The organism is Arthrobacter sp. BPSS-3 (assembly GCF_044628475.1).
GTDB lineage: Bacteria > Actinomycetota > Actinomycetes > Actinomycetales > Micrococcaceae > Arthrobacter.
Map to the genome: position 1 here is coordinate 151,055 of NZ_JBIMMV010000005.1, position 17,666 is coordinate 168,720.

The following is a 17,666-nucleotide window of genomic DNA, read 5'->3' on the forward strand; positions in this document are numbered from 1 at the left end:
GCTGGCTGGGTATCTGGATGTGGGGGTTACCGGTGGGGTGGTGCGGCTCGCGGCGTTAGCGCAGGAGCCGGCCGATGGCGTCGGTGGCTTCCTTGACCTTGGCGTCGATGGCCTCCGACCGCAGCTCAGGATCCGGTTCGGCGGCCGCCCCGACGACACAATGGCCGATGTGCTCCTCCACCAGACCCAGACTGACGGCATGCAGGGCCTTGGTGACGGCGGCGACCTGGGTGAGGATGTCGATGCAGTACTTGTCCTCATCGACCATCCGGGCGATGCCGCGGACCTGCCCCTCGATGCGCTTGAGCCGCTTGAGGTAGGCATCCTTGTTCGCGGAATACCCGTGTTGGCCGAAGCCGGTGTGCGGGCCCTCGTGCTGGTCTGTCGCTGCGGTGGTATCTGCGTCCGCACCTGCGGGAATCAGGTCCCCGGCGGCGGCCACTGAAGAATCGGATGCGCTCATGGCCACCAAGATATACCCCTGGTGGGTATGGCGCAAGTACCCCCAGGGGGTATTCGAAGGTGTACGCCGCCGGAGAATGGGCATTAAAAAGCTCCGGAGTGCGTTATTGGGGGATACGCACTCCGGAGCAGTCATTGGGGTAGGCGTTCTTCCGCCTACATCCACGACTCTACGGGGCGCGCGGCGGCTTCGCCAGCACCTCGGATAACTACTTTCGCTTTAGTTTCCCGTGCCCCGGCCGGTCGGGCCGCCGCCGGTGTCCCGGGGAATTTCTCCAAGCGAAGGTGAAAAGACCATTGCGGGCCTTCACTCGTGGTGGTTCGATGGGGGCCATGGCATCCGAGGAAAACTTTGTCCTGGCAATCGGCACGAAAAAAGGGCTGTGGCTGGCCACCAGCCCCGACCGAGAGTCCTGGTCCCTGTCCGGACCGCACTTCCTGATGAGTGAGATCCCCAGCATCGGCATCGACACCCGGGACGGCAAGACCCGGATCCTGGTCGGCGTCCGCTCCGAGCACTGGGGACCCACCGTCTTCCACTCCGACGACCTGGGGGCGAGCTGGACCGAGCCCGAGCAGGGCGCCATCCGCTTCCCCGAGGACACCGGCGCCGCCCTGGAGCGGGTCTGGCAGATCTATCCCGACGCCGAGTCCCGGCCCGGCGTCGTCTGGGCCGGCTGCGAGCCGATCTCGGTGTGGAAGTCCACCGACGGCGGGGAACACTTCGAACTCAACCGCGGCCTCTGGGACCACCCGCACCGCAGCGAGTGGGGCTCCGGCTACGGCGGCGCGGCGGCCCACTCGATCGTCGTCCACCCTGACGGGGAGCGGGTGCACGTGGCCATGAGCACCGGCGGCGTCTACCGCTCCAAGGATGGCGGCCAGTCCTGGGACGCCCGGAACAAGGGCATCTCCGCCTACTTCAACCCCGACCCCTACCCCGAGTTCGGCCAGTGCGTGCATAAGATCGCCGCCGATTCCGCCGTCGATGGCCGGCTTTACGCGCAAAACCACCACGGCGTCTACCGCACGGACGACGACGCCGAGACCTGGGAATCCATCGCGGAGGGGCTGCCTGCGGACTTCGGCTTCGTCATGCTCACGCACCCGCACCGCGCCGGGACGGCCTGGGTGATCCCGCTGAAGGCCGACGGCGAGCGGATCCCCCCGGAGGGGAAGCTGGCAGTGCACCGGACGGACGACGCCGGAGCCACCTGGAAGCGGCTGGACGAGGGCCTGCCCGGCTCCGAATTTAACGCGGTGCTCCGCGATGCGGCCTGCGTGGACACCGCCGAGCCGGCCGGGGTGTACTTCGGCACCCGCGGCGGCAGCGTCTACGCCAGTGCCGACGAGGGTGAGCACTTCACCGAGGTCGCCTCGCACCTGCCCGACGTGCTGTGCGTGCGCGCGGCGCAGGTGGTCGGCGCCCCGGTCCCGGCATGACGGGCCGCCGTGGCTGAGATCAGCGTGCTGCTGCCGAGCGTCCTGGCGCCTCTGGCCGGCGGCCGGTCCGGCCTCGAGGTGGCCGCCGACGGCCCGCTCCCGGTGGGCCGGTTGCTCGACGAGCTGGCCGGCAACTACCCCGCGCTCGGCCGGCGCCTCCGGGACGAGACCGGCAGCGTCCGCCGCTTCGTGAACGTCTACGTTTCCGGCGTCGAAATCCGCCGTCTGCAGGGCCTCGGGACCGAGGTCTCGCCGGGCCAGGAGGTGCTCATCATCCAGTCCGTCGCCGGCGGCTGAGCTCCGGGTGACGCCTTGGCGGTCTGGCGGGATCCTCGGATGTCCAGGTCTTAGGCACCATCGAATGGCTGCACCTGCTGGCCGGGGGCAGTCCTGACTGACTACGCCCGCCGGCCGGTCGTGGGTCTCCGGTCCGGGCGGCGGTTGGATCCCCGGCTCAAGCGACGCGCCACAGGGTGCATTCGTCGGTATTGACGGCCTTCCGCATGCCGCTGTGCCGGTCCAGGATCCAGACGACGCCGATCCCCGGGGCCGTCTCCTGCACACAGCCGCGGCGGATGACGACGTCGTCGTAGTTCGGTCCCACCCGCAGGCGGGCCTCGATCTCGTCCCCCCGCCGCACCTGCTCGAGGCTGCGGATTCGGACAACGTGCGCTGCGGCTTCCTTCAACATGGCGGGCCTCCCGGACTGAAGCTGATGCCTGGACCTGCGGGCACTTCCAGTGTGGGAGCCCATTGTTGCCGCCGCGTTTCGGTGCGGTAAGGAACGGGTTAGTTCTCGACGCCGGGCCGGGTGCAGGCAAGAATGGGCGCATGGACCTGCCCCTGATGCCTCCGGTCGCGCCGATGCTGGCCAAGGCCGTCCCCGCCCTCCCGGAGGGGGAGCTGAGCTTCGAACCCAAATGGGACGGTTTCCGCTCCATCATCTTCCGCGACGGGGACGAGGTGGAGATCGGCAGCCGCAACGGCAAACCGCTGACCCGCTACTTCCCGGAGCTGGTCGAGGCCTTGAAGCGGAACCTGCCGCCGCGCTGCGTCTTGGACGGGGAGGTGGTCCTGGTGGCGGGGGACCGGCTGGATTTCGACGCGCTGCAGCAACGGATCCACCCCGCGGCCAGCCGGGTCAAGCTGCTGGCCGGGCAGACTCCGGCCAGCTTCGTCGCCTTCGACCTGCTGGCGCTGGACGGCGAGGACTTCACCGGCCGACCGTTCGCGGAACGCCGCGGGGCCCTGGAACGCGCGCTGGCCGACAGCAGCGCGCCGGTCCACGTCACGGCCGCGACCCGGGACCGGGACACCGCGGAGCGCTGGTTCAACCAGTTCGAGGGCGCCGGCCTGGACGGGATCGTGGCCAAGGCCCTGGACTCGGTCTACCAGCCGGACAAGCGGATCATGTTCAAGGTCAAGCACCAGCGCACCGCGGACTGCGTCCTGGCCGGCTACCGGGTACACACCTCCGGGCCGGACCGGGTGGGCTCGCTGCTGCTGGGGCTCTACGACGGCGACGGCCTGCTGGCCAGCGTCGGCGTGGTGGGCGCCTTCCCGATGCAGCGCCGGAAGGAACTCTTCGAGGAACTCCAGCCCCTGGTCACGGACTTCGCCGACCACCCCTGGGCCTGGGACCGGCAGGAGGACGGCACCCGAACCCCGCGCAACGCCGAGGGCAGCAGGTGGAGCGGCACTAAGGACCTCAGCTTCGTGCCGCTGCGGCCGGAGCGGGTGCTGGAGGTCAAGTACGACCACATGGAGGGGCCCCGGTTCCGGCACACCACCCAGTTCGTGCGTTGGCGGCCTGACCGGGACCCCCAGTCCTGCACCTACGCCCAGCTGGAGGAACCGGTCGGCTACGACCTGGCCGACGTGCTGGGCGCCGGCCGCTAGGCGTACGCTCCTCCCCGGTTACTGCCGCCTGCTGGCCCCGACACGCCGGAAGGCCCGGCGTGTTCCGTGAACACACCGGGCCTTCCGGGTTGTAACCGGGCGGGAATGTCCGCCCTGGCCTTTCAAACGGAGGCCGGCTCAGCGCAGGCCAAGCTCCTTGGTGGGGACCTTGAAGGTTTCCTTGGCGGTCAGCGCGGAGGCGGCGGCGATGACGCAGATGATGGCGGTGAATATGGTGATCTGGACCCAGCCACCGGCCTTGATGCCACCCATCGCGGCCACGATCGCCGGGGCGAAGCCGGCCATCAGGAAGCCCAGCTGGGTGCCGATCGCCAGGCCGGAGAAGCGGACCTTGGTGCTGAACATCTCGGCGTAGAAGGAAGGCCAGACGGCGTTCGAGGCGGCGTAGCCGAAGGAGAAGAAGCCGATCGCGGCCAGGAACATCAGCGGGACGGAACCGGATTCGAGGCTGAGCAGGAACACAGGGGTCAGCACCGCGCTGGAGAGCGCGCCGTAAATGAAGACGGGCTTCCGGCCGATCCGGTCCGCGAGCTTGCCGAACAGCGGCTGGGTGCCCAGGGCCATCAGGTTCGCGCCGACCACCAGCCAGAGGGTCACGGTGCCGTCCACGTTGGCGACCGTCTTGGCGTAGCTGATGGCGAGGGTGCCGAAGACGGTGGAGACGGCGGCGATGAACGCGCAGGCCACGACGCGCAGCACATCACGCCAGTGGTGCTTGAGCAGGTCGGCCACCGGGATCTTGGAAATCTTGGCGCTCTTCTGGGCTTCCTCGAAGGCGGGCGGCTCGTGCAGGGTGCGGCGGATGAAGAACGCGACCACCACGACGACGGCGCTGAGCCAGAACGGGATGCGCCAGCCGATGCCGTACTTGATCTCGTCCGGCAGGGCCAGGACCGGGATAAAGACGAGGGCCGCGAGGATCTGGCCGCCCTGGGTGCCGGTGAGGGTCCAGGAGGTGAAGAAGGAACGGCGGTTGTCCGGGGCGTGCTCCAGGGTCATGGAGGAGGCGCCGGCCTGCTCGCCGGCGGCCGAGAGGCCCTGGCAGAGCCGGGCGATCACCAGCAGTACCGGGGCCCACCAGCCGACCGTCTTGAAGTCCGGCAGGCAGCCGATGACGAAGGTGGAGGCACCCATCAGCACCAGCGTAAACATGAGGACCTTGCGGCGGCCCACCCGGTCGCCGAAGTGGCCCAGGATGATGGCGCCCACCGGGCGGGCGATGTACGCGAAGCCGAAAGTCGCGAAGGACATGATGGCGGCGTTGGTGTCCGCGTCCGGGAAGAAGACCTTCGGGAAGATCAGGGCGGCGGCGGAACCGAAGATGAAGAAGTCGTAGTACTCGACGGCGCTGCCGAGGAAGCTGGCGAGGGCCGCCTTCTTCGGCGTGCCCGCCGGAGTGGCGGTGCCCGGCGTCGTAGTCGGGAGAGTCTGGCTCATGGTGTTCCTTCGGGGTGACGGCATTGTCGGGGATGGATCTTGGGGGCCGTGCCGGCCGCTGGCTTCCCGGATGCGGCAGCCGATTGACCTGGAGTGGACCCTGTGAAGTAGCCGCATGGTGGGAGCTACTTGCGTGATGTAGCAAGCATGGCTGTGGGGCAGATCACTTGTCAAGGAAAATATTCACCATCTAGCAATAGCTCTCACAATGTGAGAACATCAATCCATGAGTGTGAACCAGGACACAATGCCGGCCGCCGATCAGTCCGGCGCCGAAGCTGCCGCCGATTCCGTTGCCGAGCCGGCCGCCGGGACGGGTCCGGAACCGGCCGCCGGTTCCCGCACCGACATGGTCGGCAAGGCCCTCGGGTTGCTGGTCCTGCTCGGCGACGAACCCCGCGGCGCCAGTGCCGCGGAACTATCCCGCCGCGCCGAGCTGCCGTTCAGCACCACCTACCGGCTGCTGGGCTCGCTGACCCGGGACGGCTTCGTCGATTACGAGCCGGATGGCCGCCGCTATCACCTGGGCCTGCGGGTGTTCCAGCTGGGTCAGCGGGTATCGAACCACCACGGCTTCGCCGGCACCTCGCTGCCCATCCTGCGCCGGGTGACCGAGGAGACCGGGGAGGCCACCATCCTCTCCGTGCGGGACGGCAACCACCACCTGACGGTGAACAAGGTGGACGGCCCGCAGACCTTCCGGGTGACCTCGGATCCCGGGCATCTGGGGGCGCTGCACACCACCTCCGTGGGGAAGGCGCTGGTTGCCTTCGCCGATGACGCCACCCGGAACCGGCTCCTGGAGGAACTCCCGCTCGATCCCCTGACGGAGCGTTCCATTACCGACCGCGGGGACTTCCGCGCCGAAATCGAGCAGGTCCGCGCCCGCGGCTACGCCACCATGGACGAGGAGAACGAGCTGGGCATGCGCGCCGTCGCCGTCCCCGTCTTCAATGCCCAGGGCCATGCCTTCGCCTCCCTGGCCACCGCCGTGCCGGTCTTCCGGATGAGCATGGAGGCCCTCGTGGCGCTGGTGCCCCTGCTGCAGGCGGCGGCCGCGGAACTCTCCGCCAGGCTGCCGCAGCAATAAATAAGTTCGTCATAAGAACATAAGTGCATTATGTGAACACTTCCAGTATTGTTACCCCTATCACTTTCGCCGCCGCCCCGAGCGGTGCGGCGGAGAGGGTGCCGTTGTCAAAGGAGCTAGACGGATGAGCAACCGAGCGGAGTCCTACCTCATAGGCCTCGTGGGTGATGGCGTGACGCCGTCGCTCACGCCGCCCATGCACGAACGGGAGGGCGATGAGCAAGGCCTGCGCTACCTGTACCGGCCCATCGACCTGATCGAACTCGGCCTGCCCGGCACCGCCGTCGGTGATCTCCTCACCGGGGCCGCGCGGCTCGGCTTCAACGGCCTGAACATCACCCACCCCTGCAAGCAGCTGGTCATCGAGCACCTCGACGACCTCACCCCGGACGCCCGCCGGCTTGGTGCGGTCAACACCGTCACCATCCGGGACGGCCGGCTGACCGGCCACAACACCGACTGCTCCGGCTTCGCCGCGGCCCTGGCCGACGGGCTCCCCGACGCCACCCTGGACCGCGTGGTCCAGCTCGGCGCCGGCGGCGCGGGCTCCGCCGTCGCCTACGCCCTGCTCACCGCCGGCGTCCGTGAACTGGACCTTGTGGACACCGACCCCGCCCGATGCGCCGCCCGCGCCGCCGAGCTGGCCGTCCTCTTCCCCGGCGCCACGGTCACGGCACGGACGACGGCGGAGCTGCCGGCCCTGATGCCGCGCGCCGACGGCCTGGTCCACTGCACCCCGGTGGGCATGGCCGCCCACCCGGGCCTGCCGCTGGACGCCGCGCTGCTGGAATCCCGGCACTGGGTGGCGGACATCGTCTACCGGCCGATCGAGACCGAGCTGGTCCGGGTGGCGCGGCAACGCGGCTGCGAGGTCCTCGACGGCGGCCGGATGGCCGTGGGCCAGGCCGCCGACGCCTTCCGCATCTTCACCGGCCGGGAACCGGACGCGGCCCGGATGCGCGGCCACTTCCTGGAACTCGTCGCCGCCGAGGAGGTGGCCGCCTGATGCGCACCGGAATCGCCACCGTCTGCCTCTCCGGCACCCTGCGGGAGAAGATGCAGGCCTGCGCCATCGCCGGCTTCGACGGGATCGAGATCTTCGAACAGGACCTGGTGACCTCGCCGCTGAGCCCGGAGGACATCCGCGCCATGGCCGCGGACCTGGGACTCACCCTGGACCTGTACCAGCCGTTCCGCGACTTCGACAGCGTCCCGGAGGAGCTGCTGGCCGGCAATTTCCGCCGCGCCGAGGCCAAGTTCCGGCTGATGTCCAGACTTGGCATGGACACCATCCTGGTCTGCTCCAACGTGGCCACCGCGTCGATCGACGACGACGACCTCCGGACCGAACAGCTGGCCCGGCTCGCGGAGCTGGCCGGGGAGCACGGGGTCCGGGTGGCGTACGAGGCCCTCGCCTGGGGCCGCTACGTCAACGACTACGAGCACGCCCACCGCCTGGTGGCCCGGGTTGACCACCCGAACCTGGGCACCTGCCTGGACTCCTTCCATATCCTCTCCCGGGACTGGGACACCGCACCGATCGAGGCGCTCGACCCGGAGAAGATCTTCTTCGTCCAGGTCGCAGACGCCCCCAAGCTGTCCATGGACGTGCTGTCCTGGAGCCGGCACCACCGCGTCTTCCCGGGCGAGGGACAGTTCGAGCTGGCCAAGTTCATGGGCCACGTGGTCCGCGCCGGCTACGCGGGACCGGTCTCGCTCGAGGTCTTCAACGACGTCTTCCGCCAGTCCGACGTCGAACGCACCGCCGTGGACGCAATGCGCTCGCTGATCTGGCTTGAGGAACAAAGCGCCAAGTGGCTCACGGGGAACGCGCCCGGCGCCGCCGCCGGCCGGCCCGCCCCGCGCCGGCACCCGATGGAGCTGGCCACGCTGCCGCGGGTGGCCGAACCCGCCGGGTTTAACTTCGCCGAGGTGCGCGCCACGGACACCGCCGCGCTGGAGAGCCTGCTGGGCCAGCTCGGTTTCGGCTTCAACGGCCGGCACCGCAGCAAGAACGTCCAGCTCTGGACCCTCGGCCAGGCCCGGATCATCATCAACGAGGACGCCCCGGCCCCGGCGGAAACCGCCATCGCCGCCGTCGGCTTCGACGTCGATTCGCCCGTGCTCGCCGCGGCCCGCGCCCGGCAGCTCAAGGCCCCCGCCGTGCCGCGCACCAGCCGCGCGGACGAGGAGGTCTTCCAGGGCTTCGCCGCGCCGGATTCCACCGAGATCTTCCTCTGCCAGGGCAGCCCGGACGGCACGGCCGCCTGGGTGGACGAGTTCGGCCCCGGCCACGCGGAGCCCGCCACGGGCGGGGAAACCGAGGGAGCGAGGGCCGTGATCGACCACGTCAACTTGGCCCAGCCTTGGCAGCACTTCGACGAGGCCGTCCTCTTCTACACCAGCGCCCTGGCGCTCCAGCCCCAGCCCTATGCCGAGGTGGCCAGCCCCACCGGGCTGGTCCGCTCGCAGGTCATGGCCACGGGCGACCGGGGCGTCCGGCTGGTACTCAACCTCGCCCCGCTGCACCAGCAGGAGGGCTCCGCGGAGCCAGCCGCCGGGAGCCACGCGCCGCGCCGGACCTACCAGGAGCACATCGCGGTGGCCGTCGATGACCTGGTGGCCACCGCCCGCGCCGCCCGGGACCGGGGCCTGGACTTCCTGCGCATCCCGGCCAACTACTACGAGGACCTGGACGCCCGCTTCGACCTGGACCCGGAGTTCCTCGCCACCCTGCGCGAGCTGAACCTGCTCTACGACCGCGACGCCGACGGCGAGTTCCTGCACTTTTACACCGCCACCGTGGGCAGCGTGTTCTTCGAAATGGTCGAACGCCGCGGCCGCTACGACGGGTATGGTGCCCCCAACGCGCCGGTCCGCCACGCCGTCCAGTACGACCACCGGCACCAGCTGACCCGAACCTCCTGACCCGCACCTCCCGAACTCAACAGCCTGACCCGACCATCATCCGAGAATCACCGATCCAGCACCACGAAAGGAGGCTGCAGTGCCTGAAGAGATGAACCGCGAGACGTTCAACGCGGACCCGCTCACCGAAGACGTGTCCGACGCGGCGCCCCAGACCCCGGCCCAGCCGGCCGTACCCGCCCTGGACACCGCCGCCGAGTCCCAGCAGATCCTCAGCGACGAGATGCAGGCCCTCGGCGCCGCGTATGCGCAGGCCCGTGCCAACGGCGCCGCCGCGGAAATCCAGCCGCGGTTGGACTACCCGCCGTACCGCAGCAGCATCCTCCGGCACCCCACGAAGAGCCTGCACCACGCGGACCCGGAGACCATCGAGCTGTACTCACCGGCGTTCGGGCACATGGACGTGCACGCGCTGGAGTCGGACCTGACCATCCAGCACAACGGCGAGCCCCTGGGTGAACGGATCATCGTCTCCGGCAGGGTCCTCGACGGCGACGGCCGCCCGGTCGCCGGCCAGCTGGTGGAGATCTGGCAGGCCAACTCCTCCGGCCGCTACATCCACAAGCGGGACCAGCACCCGGCCCCGCTGGACCCGAACTTCACCGGCGTCGGCCGCTGCATCACCGGCGCGGACGGCTCCTACAGCTTCACCACCATCAAGCCCGGCGCGTACCCGTGGAAGAACCACCTGAACGCCTGGCGTCCCGCGCACATCCACTTCTCGCTCTTCGGCCACGAGTTCACCCAGCGCATCGTCACGCAGATGTACTTCCCCGGCGACCCGCTCTTCGCCCTCGACCCGATCTACCAGTCGATCGTGGACCAGGACGCCCGGGACCGCCTGGTGGCCACCTACAACCACGACCAGACCAAGCCCGAGTGGGCGCTGGCCTACAACTGGGACATCGTCCTGACCGGGTCCAAGCGGACCTGGACCGAAAACGAGGCCCTCGGCGCGGAAGGCGACCACCATGAGTAAGTTGACCCCCACGCCCGGCCAGACGGTGGGCCCGTTCTACGGCTACGCCCTGCCTTACGCCAAGGACCGCGAACTGCTGCCGCCCGCCACCCCGGGCAGCATCCGGTTGCAGGGCGCGGTCTACGACGGCGCCGGCCACCCGGTCCCGGACGCCATCCTGGAGATCTGGCAGGCCGACGCCGAGGGTAACGTCCCGCATCACCCCGGCTCCCTGGTCCGCGACGGGTACACCTTCACCGGCTTCGGCCGCTGCGCCGTCGGCAACACCGGCGTCTTCACCTTCACCACCGTCAACCCCGGCCCCACCGCCCCGGGTGCCGCGCCGTTCATCTCGGTGGTGGTCTTCGCCCGCGGCCTGATGAACCGGCTCTTCACCCGCGTGTACCTGCCGGAGAACGAGGAAGCCCTGGCCAGCGACCCGCTGCTGTCCACCCTGGACCCGGAGCGCCGCCGCACGCTGATCGCCCGGCGCGAGGCCGACGGCGGCCTGCGTTGGGATATCCGGCTGCAGGGCGAGGGCGAGACGGTGTTCCTCGACTTCGAGGCCGGCTCCGAGGGCGAGGGCTCCGCGCCGTGACGGCTCCCCTTCCCGACGGCGACTTTGGCCTGCTCAGCCCGGTCTCGGCCGCCCCGCGGGTAACGGCGCTGACCGGCGACCGCGCCGTCCTCGCCGCCATCCTGCGGGTCGAGGCCGCCTGGGCCGGGGTTCTCGAGGAGGCTTCCCTGGCGCCCGCCGGGTCCGCCGCCGTCGTTGCGGCGGCCGCGGACGTGGACCGCTACGACCTCGCCGGGATCGCGGTCCGCGCCCAGGGCGGGGCGAACCCGGTCATCCCGCTGCTGGCCGACCTCCGGGCCCGGGTCACCACCCTGGACACGGAGGGCCTCGGGGCGTCCGCCGCGGTGCACGCGTCCCTGACCAGCCAGGACGTGCTGGACTCGGCCCTGATGCTGCTGGCCTCCGACGCCGTCGCCGAACTCCTGGCCGAGGTGCGGGAATCGACGGCGGCGCTGGCCGGGCTCGCCGAACGCCACCGGGACACCGTCTGCGTGGGCCGCAGCCTGACCCAGCACTCGCTGCCCTACAGCTTCGGACTCCGGGCCGCGCAGTGGTTCGCCGGGCTCGTCGACGCCGCGGCCCGCCTGGAGAGCCTGGAGTTTCCGGTGCAGACCGGCGGCGCCGCCGGCACCCTGGCCGCCGGCACCGCACTGGCCGGCCCCGCCAGCACCCCGTTCGAGCTCTCCGACCGGCTCGCCGCCAGCCTCGGCCTGGACCCGGTGGCTGCACCCTGGCACACCAACCGCCTCGCCGTCACGGCACTGGGCGACGCCCTCACCGCGGTCACGGACGCGGCCGGCAAAATCGCCGGGGACGTGCTGTTCCTCAGCCGGCCCGAGGTCGCCGAGCTGTCCGAACCCGTAGCCCCCGGACGCGGCGGCTCCTCGGCGATGCCGCACAAGCAGAACCCGGTCCTCTCGGTCCTGGTCCGCAGCGCCGCGCTGCAGGCCCCCGCGCTGGCCGCCCAGCTGCACCTGGCCGCCGCCAGCTTCAACGACGAACGGGCCGACGGCGCCTGGCACGCCGAATGGCCCGCGCTGCGCTCCCTGCTCCGGCTCGCCCTCGGCGCCGCCGGCCAGCTGCGCGAGCTCACCGCCGGGCTGCAGGTGCACCCGGACGCCATGCGGCGCAACCTGGACCTCTTCGGGCCGCTGCTGCTCTCCGAGGCCGTCGGCGCCGCCGTCGCGCCCCTGCTGGGGGACGGCGGCCGCGCCCGGCTGCAGGAGGTAGTGGACCGCACCCTGCAGGCGCCCGCCGCCGAGCGGGGCGCCACCTACCGCTCGCTGCTGCGGGAGGCCGTCCCCGCCGACGCCCTCACCGACGAACGGCTCGAGGAACTGCTCGACCCCGCGAACTACCTCGGCCAGTCCGGCGGGATCATCCGCCGGCTGCTCGACGCCCGGCCCGGCTTCGCTGACCCGGCCCTCCAGAAAGGTGTTTCCGATGACTAAGCCAACCCTCAAGGCCGTCCTGCTCTCGCCGCAACGCGAACTCGGCGACCGGCCCCTGGTGGTGGTGGGGCCCTCCCTGGGGACCTCCACCCTGCTCTGGAGCCAGGCCGGGGGCCTCCTCGGCAACGCATTCGACGTCGTTGCCTGGGACCTGCCCGGCCACGGGGTCTCCCCGGCCGCGACGGAACCCTTCACCGTGGCCGAACTGGCCGACGCCGTCGTCGAGCTCGTCGATTCGATCTCCCCGGGCGCCCGCTTCCACTACGCCGGCGTCTCCCTCGGCGGGGCCGTGGGGCTGCAGCTGGGCATCAAACACGGCGGCAGGCTCAAGAGCCTCTCCGTACAGTGCAGCGGCGCCAAGATCGGCACCCCCGAGGGCTGGCTGGAGCGCGCGGAGACCGTCCGGAACCAGGGCACCCCGGTGATGATCGAGGGCTCCGCCCAGCGCTGGTTCGCGCCCGGCTTCATGGAGCACGAACCCGAGCGCAGCAGCCGCCTGCTGCACACGCTCAGGGATGCCGACCGGTTCAGCTACGCGTTCTGCTGCGAGGCCCTGGCCGGCTACGACGTCCGCGCCGAACTCGGCAGCATCACCGTCCCCACCCAGGCCCTCGCCGGGGAGTTGGACGAGGTGGCACCGCCGTCGCTCGCGAAGGAAATCGTGGACGGCATCACCGCCGGCGGCGGCACCGCGAACGCCGCCACCCTGGCCGGCGTCGCCCACCTGGCACCCTTCGAGGCCCCCGGGCACGTCGCCGAACTCCTGCGCACCCTCATCACCTGGGCCGAGTCGAACGGGCCAGCACAGTGAGCGGCCCGGAACGGCACGGAGTCGTCCAGCCGGAGGCCACCAGCCGCGAGATCTACGACGGCGGCATGAAGGCCCGCCGCGAGGTGCTCGGCGACGCCCATGTGGACCGGGCCAACGCCGCCAAGGACGACTTCACCGAGGACTTTCAGGACATGATCACCCGGATCGCCTGGGGTGGCATCTGGACCCGGCCGGGCATCAGCCGGCAGATGCGCTCCGCCGTGACCATCACCGCGATGGTGGCGCACGGGCACTGGGAGGAGCTGGCCATGCACATCCGGGCCGCCCTGACCAACGGACTGACCCGGGACGAGATCAAGGAAATCCTGCTGCAGACGGCCATCTACTGCGGGGTCCCCTCGGCCAACACCGCCTTCAAGACCGCCCAGCAGGTGTTCCGCAGCATCGACGAGACCGAAGTGGACAAGAACCATGACTGAGGCTTTTCTGTACGACGCCGTACGGACCCCGTTCGGCAAATTCGGCGGCGGCCTGGCCGGCGTACGCCCGGATGACCTGGCCGCGCACGTGATCGGCGAGGCCGTCCGCCGGGCCCCCGGCCTGGACCCGGAGCGGATCGACGAGGTGGTCTTCGGCAACGCCAACGGCGCCGGCGAGGAAAACCGCAACGTCGCCCGGATGGGCACCCTGCTGGCAGGGCTTCCGGTCGGCGTCCCGGGGACCACGGTCAACCGGCTCTGCGGGTCCTCGCTGGACGCGGCGATCATCGCCTCCCGGCAGATCGCCACCGGCGACGCGGACCTGGTACTCACCGGCGGCGTCGAGTCGATGTCCCGGGCGCCGTGGGTGCTGCCCAAGACCGAAAAGCCCTACCCGGCTGGGGACATGGCCCTGGTGTCCACCACCCTGGGCTGGCGCCTGGTGAACAAGCGGATGCGCCCGGACTGGTCCATCTCCCTCGGCGAGGCCACCGAGCGGCTCCGCCAGAAGTACGGCGTCACTCGGCAGGCCCAGGACGAGTTCTCGGCCGCCTCGCACAACCTGGCCGCCGCGGCCTGGGACGAGGGCTTCTACGACTCCCTCGTCGCCGCCGTGCCGGGCACGGAACTGACGCGGGACGAGGGCATCCGCCCGGGTTCCAGCGCGGAGAAGCTCGCCGTGTTGAAGACCGTCTTCCGCGCCGAGGCCGACGGGCCCGACGGCGGGACCATCACCGCCGGAAACGCCTCCCCGCTCTCCGACGGCGCGTCCGCGGCGTGGCTGGGCAGCGAGGCCGCCGCGGGGCTGCTCGGCCTGGACCCGCTGGCCCGGATCGCCGGCCGCGGCGCGCACGCCAACGACCCTCAGTACTTCGGCTACGCCCCCGTCGAGGCGGCCAACAAGGCCCTCGCGAAGGCAGGGATCGGCTGGGACCAGGTGGGCGCCGTCGAACTCAACGAGGCCTTCGCCGCGCAGTCCCTGGCCTGCATCAACGGCTGGGGCATCGATCCCGCGATTGTGAACCGGCACGGGGGGGCGATCGCCATGGGCCACCCGCTGGGCGCCTCCGGCGGCCGGCTGCTGGGCACCCTGGCCCGCTCCCTGCAGGCGTCCGGCGAACGCTGGGGCGTCGCCGCGATCTGCATCGGCGTCGGGCAGGGCCTCGCCGTCGTCCTCGAAAACGTCACCGCCGGCGCCAGCAAGGGAAAGGCCTGAGCCATGCTGAACTTCGTAGACACGGTGGCCGATGCCGTCGCCGGTATCCGGGACGGGTCCACGGTGATGATCGGCGGCTTCGGCAACGCCGGTCAGCCCTTCGAACTCATCGACGCCCTGCTCGACGGCGGCGCCACCGGCCTCACGGTGGTAAACAACAACGCCGGCCAGGCGGATCAGGGCCTGGCGCTGCTGATCAAGGAGGGCCGGGTGCGGAAGATGATCTGCTCCTTCCCCCGCCAGTCCGACTCCTGGCACTTCGACGAGAAGTACCGGGCCGGGGAGATCGAACTGGAGCTTGTCCCGCAGGGCAACCTGGCCGAACGGATCCGGGCGGCCGGGGCCGGAATCGGCGGCTTCTTCACCCCCACCGGCTACGGCACCATGCTCGCCGAGGGCAAGGAAACCCGGTTCCTGGACGGCAAATGGCAGGTCTTCGAGACGCCCATCCACGCCGACGTCGCCCTGATCAAGGCGCTCACCGCCGACGGCAAGGGCAACCTGGTCTACCGCAAGACCGCCCGGAACTTCGGTCCCATCATGGCCGCGGCTGCCAAGCACACCATCGTCCAGGTCTCCGACGTCGTCCCCACCGGCAGCCTCGACCCGGAAAACGTCATCACGCCCGGAATCTACGTCAACAGCATTGTGAAGGTGGCCTGAGATGAGCACGCAGTCCGAGCGCCAGGAGAGTCTCCGGCGCTCCGAAGAGCCCCTGGGCCGGGACGAGCTGGCCCGCCTGGTGGCCCGGGACATCGCCTCCGGCTCGTTCGTCAACCTCGGCATCGGCCAGCCCACCCTGGTCTCCAACTACCTCGAGCCGGAACAGAACGTCACCCTTCACACGGAGAACGGCATGCTCGGCATGGGACCCGAGGCTACCGGGGGCCAGATCGACAGCGATCTGATCAACGCCGGCAAGATCCCCGTCACCGAGCTGCCCGGCGCCTCCTACTTCCACCACGCGGACTCCTTCGCGATCATGCGCGGCGGCCACCTGGACATCTGCGTCCTCGGCGCCTTCCAGGTCTCCGGGACCGGGGACCTGGCGAACTGGCACACCGGCGCCCCGGACGCGATCCCGGCCGTGGGCGGGGCCATGGACCTGGCCACCGGCGCCAAGGACGTCTTCGTGATGATGACCCTGCTGACCCGCGACGGCGTCTCCAAACTGGTGGAAACCTGCACCTACCCGCTCACCGGAATCGGCTGCGTCACCCGCGTCTACACGGACAAGGCCGTCTTCCTCATCGGGCCCGACGGCGTCACGGTGCGGGAGACGTTCGGCTGCACCCTGGCGGACCTGCAGGCCGTGGTGCCCGTGCCGCTGACCGCGGCCGGGCCGGAATGACGGGCCGCGCAGATAGGGTAGGGCGGTGACTCAAAAGCCGAACCCGTCCCCGGCCGGTGCCACGGAGGCGCCCGCCGCGAGCGACCAGTACGTCCAGTCGCTGGCCCGCGGCCTGGCCGTCATCCGCTCCTTCGACGCCGAGCACCCGCAGATGACGCTCAGCGAAGTGGCCGCGCGGACGGATCTGACCCGCGCCACGGCCCGGCGCTTCCTGCACACCCTGGTGGAGCTGGGCTACGTCCGCACCGATGGCAAGGACTTCGCGCTCACGGCCAAGGTGCTGCAGCTCGGCTACGCGTACCTCTCCGGGCTGTCCCTGCCGCAGATCGCCCAGCCGCACCTGGAGGAGCTCTCCCTGGCGCTCGGCGAATCAACCTCCGCCGCGGTGCTGGAGGGCCAGGACATCAGTTACGTCGCCCGGGTGGCGACGCGCCGGATCATGACCGTCGGCATCACCGTGGGCACCCGGTTCCCCGCCTATGCCACCTCGATGGGCCGGGTGCTGCTGGCCGCCCTCCCGCCGGAGGAGCTGGCGCGCTACCTGGACACCGCGGATCTGCGACCGCTGACACCGCACACCATCGCCGACCGCGCCGGGCTGGAGGCCGAACTCGCCACGGTCCGCGCCCAGGGCTGGTGCCTGCTGGACCAGGAACTGGAACTCGGGCTGATGTCCGTGGCCGCGCCGATCCACGACGGGCCGAAGGTGGTGGCGGCGATCAACGTGTCCCTGCAGGCCCAGGCCGTCGCGGCCCGCCCGGACCCCGCAGCGTACCTCGACTCGGTCCGCGAGGCCGCCGTCGCCACCGCCGAACTCATCTCGGCGGACCTCTCCGCGAAGAGCTGAGCCGCGGGCTTGGCGCGCGGACTGAGTCGCCGGGCGAGGGGTTCTAGACCCGGCGGGACCGGGCGAAGAGCTGCCGCAGCGTGAAGGAGGAGCCCAGCGCGCTGAACTGCAGCATCATCAGGAATTCGCCCTTGAGGTCCTGCACCAGCGGCGGATTGCTCGTGAGGTTGTAGCCCAGCAGGTCCCAGGCTCCCGGTTCGAAGAGCAGTCCGAAGGGCTGGTCGCCGATATATTCGGCCACATCCAGCCAGATGCTGCCGAAGAACGCCAGGAGCATGGTCAGCGCGGTCACGCCCAGCACCACCCAGGCCCCGCGCCGGGTCACGGAGCCGCCCCGGCCACCGGTGCTGCCGGCCAGATAGAGCCGCGCGGCGCCGGCCGCCGTCACGAACGACACCAGCGAGGCCATCCAGCCGAGCTTCCAGAGAGCCAGCCACAGCACGACGCCGGCCGGGACCACCGCCAGGGCGAAGACGGTGCCGCGCACGGCGTGCTCCAGCGTCTCGGTCCGCGGGCGGGGCAGCGGCAGGGCCGGCAGCAGCGTGTGCCGGCGGTCCGCCGAATCCGGCCACGGCGCGCCGTCGGGCCACCGCTGGCCGTAGCGGGGCTCCGCCCCGAGGTTCGTCAGTGAGTGTTCGTGTGCGTCGGAATCCGCGCGCTCGGTCATCATTCCCCCAAATGAGATGAGTCTTCCGGCCACATCGGGCCGCTAAATCCCGCCCAGTCTGGCACATA

19 protein-coding genes are annotated in these 17,666 nt (G+C 70.5%); 15 read left to right on the forward strand and 4 right to left on the reverse strand.

The features are described 5' to 3' along the window. Positions 1-55: 55 nt before the first annotated feature. A complete protein-coding gene (locus ACFVY3_RS09920; RefSeq protein WP_400159584.1) occupies positions 56-463 on the reverse strand; it encodes a metal-sensitive transcriptional regulator in 408 nt (135 codons plus the stop codon). A gap of 323 nt (positions 464-786) precedes the next feature. Here ACFVY3_RS09920 and ACFVY3_RS09925 point away from each other — a divergent pair, with 323 nt between their 5' ends. Together ACFVY3_RS09925 and ACFVY3_RS09930 are read left to right on the forward strand one after the other, a co-directional pair. Next, positions 787-1,905, forward strand: a complete 1,119-nt coding sequence (locus ACFVY3_RS09925) for a WD40/YVTN/BNR-like repeat-containing protein (protein WP_400159585.1) — start codon at positions 787-789, stop codon at positions 1,903-1,905. Between the two features lie 9 nt (positions 1,906-1,914). Further along, positions 1,915-2,202 carry a MoaD/ThiS family protein gene (locus ACFVY3_RS09930; RefSeq protein WP_290257166.1) on the forward strand — a complete coding sequence of 96 codons (288 nt, stop codon included), beginning with the start codon at positions 1,915-1,917 and terminating at the stop codon, positions 2,200-2,202. A gap of 157 nt (positions 2,203-2,359) precedes the next feature. Here ACFVY3_RS09930 and ACFVY3_RS09935 read toward each other — a convergent pair whose 3' ends face one another. Then, positions 2,360-2,596 (reverse strand): hypothetical protein, encoded by a 237-nt coding sequence (locus tag ACFVY3_RS09935; RefSeq protein WP_290257186.1) that lies wholly within the window; start codon positions 2,594-2,596, stop codon positions 2,360-2,362. A 140-nt stretch (positions 2,597-2,736) separates the two neighbouring features. Between ACFVY3_RS09935 and ACFVY3_RS09940 the strand changes: the two genes are divergently transcribed. Next, positions 2,737-3,804 (forward strand): ATP-dependent DNA ligase, encoded by a 1,068-nt coding sequence (locus ACFVY3_RS09940; protein WP_400159586.1) that lies wholly within the window; start codon positions 2,737-2,739, stop codon positions 3,802-3,804. Positions 3,805-3,942: 138 nt separating this feature from the next. On the opposite strand, the gene ACFVY3_RS09945 is transcribed toward ACFVY3_RS09940, so the two are convergent. Then, the gene (locus tag ACFVY3_RS09945) at positions 3,943-5,262 is read right to left on the reverse strand and encodes an MFS transporter (protein ID WP_400159587.1); all 1,320 of its coding nucleotides are present in this window, start codon (positions 5,260-5,262) and stop codon (positions 3,943-3,945) included. A 226-nt stretch (positions 5,263-5,488) separates the two neighbouring features. On the opposite strand from ACFVY3_RS09945, the gene ACFVY3_RS09950 reads away from it, so the two are divergent. From ACFVY3_RS09950 to ACFVY3_RS10005, 12 genes are all read left to right on the forward strand, one after another. Further along, complete coding sequence (locus tag ACFVY3_RS09950; RefSeq protein ID WP_400159588.1) at positions 5,489-6,352, forward strand: IclR family transcriptional regulator; 864 nt, start codon at positions 5,489-5,491, stop codon at positions 6,350-6,352. 124 nt (positions 6,353-6,476) lie between these two features. After that, a complete protein-coding gene (locus ACFVY3_RS09955) occupies positions 6,477-7,358 on the forward strand; it encodes a shikimate dehydrogenase (RefSeq protein WP_400159589.1) in 882 nt (293 codons plus the stop codon). Beyond that, entirely contained in the window at positions 7,358-9,280 is a 1,923-nt protein-coding gene (locus ACFVY3_RS09960; protein ID WP_400159590.1) for a bifunctional sugar phosphate isomerase/epimerase/4-hydroxyphenylpyruvate dioxygenase family protein, read from the forward strand. The genes ACFVY3_RS09955 and ACFVY3_RS09960 overlap by 1 nt, the downstream gene beginning before the upstream one ends. Positions 9,281-9,359: 79 nt before the next feature. Then, the gene (gene pcaH / locus ACFVY3_RS09965) at positions 9,360-10,259 is read left to right on the forward strand and encodes a protocatechuate 3,4-dioxygenase subunit beta (RefSeq protein ID WP_400159591.1); all 900 of its coding nucleotides are present in this window, start codon (positions 9,360-9,362) and stop codon (positions 10,257-10,259) included. Further along, positions 10,252-10,836, forward strand: a complete 585-nt coding sequence (gene pcaG / locus ACFVY3_RS09970; RefSeq protein WP_400159592.1) for a protocatechuate 3,4-dioxygenase subunit alpha — start codon at positions 10,252-10,254, stop codon at positions 10,834-10,836. Before pcaH ends, pcaG begins: the two co-directional genes overlap by 8 nt. After that, entirely contained in the window at positions 10,833-12,266 is a 1,434-nt protein-coding gene (locus tag ACFVY3_RS09975; protein WP_400159593.1) for a lyase family protein, read from the forward strand. Before pcaG ends, ACFVY3_RS09975 begins: the two co-directional genes overlap by 4 nt. Then, entirely contained in the window at positions 12,259-13,077 is an 819-nt protein-coding gene (locus ACFVY3_RS09980; RefSeq protein ID WP_400159594.1) for an alpha/beta fold hydrolase, read from the forward strand. Before ACFVY3_RS09975 ends, ACFVY3_RS09980 begins: the two co-directional genes overlap by 8 nt. Further along, a complete protein-coding gene (gene pcaC / locus ACFVY3_RS09985; protein ID WP_400159595.1) occupies positions 13,074-13,517 on the forward strand; it encodes a 4-carboxymuconolactone decarboxylase in 444 nt (147 codons plus the stop codon). Before ACFVY3_RS09980 ends, pcaC begins: the two co-directional genes overlap by 4 nt. Beyond that, positions 13,510-14,733, forward strand: a complete 1,224-nt coding sequence (locus ACFVY3_RS09990; protein ID WP_400159596.1) for a thiolase family protein — start codon at positions 13,510-13,512, stop codon at positions 14,731-14,733. Before pcaC ends, ACFVY3_RS09990 begins: the two co-directional genes overlap by 8 nt. Positions 14,734-14,736: 3 nt before the next feature. Further along, positions 14,737-15,396 carry a 3-oxoacid CoA-transferase subunit A gene (locus tag ACFVY3_RS09995; RefSeq protein WP_400159597.1) on the forward strand — a complete coding sequence of 220 codons (660 nt, stop codon included), beginning with the start codon at positions 14,737-14,739 and terminating at the stop codon, positions 15,394-15,396. 1 nt (position 15,397) lies between these two features. Then, positions 15,398-16,084: a 3-oxoacid CoA-transferase subunit B gene (locus ACFVY3_RS10000; RefSeq protein ID WP_400159598.1), complete on the forward strand. Its 687-nt coding sequence runs from the start codon at positions 15,398-15,400 to the stop codon at positions 16,082-16,084. Positions 16,085-16,109: 25 nt separating this feature from the next. Then, positions 16,110-16,931, forward strand: coding sequence for an IclR family transcriptional regulator C-terminal domain-containing protein (locus ACFVY3_RS10005; protein WP_290257199.1), 822 nt, complete (start codon positions 16,110-16,112; stop codon positions 16,929-16,931). 43 nt (positions 16,932-16,974) lie between these two features. Here the strand turns inward: ACFVY3_RS10005 and ACFVY3_RS10010 are convergent, their stop codons facing one another. Further along, a complete protein-coding gene (locus ACFVY3_RS10010) occupies positions 16,975-17,598 on the reverse strand; it encodes a hypothetical protein (protein ID WP_400159599.1) in 624 nt (207 codons plus the stop codon). Between the last annotated feature and the right edge of the window lie 68 nt (positions 17,599-17,666).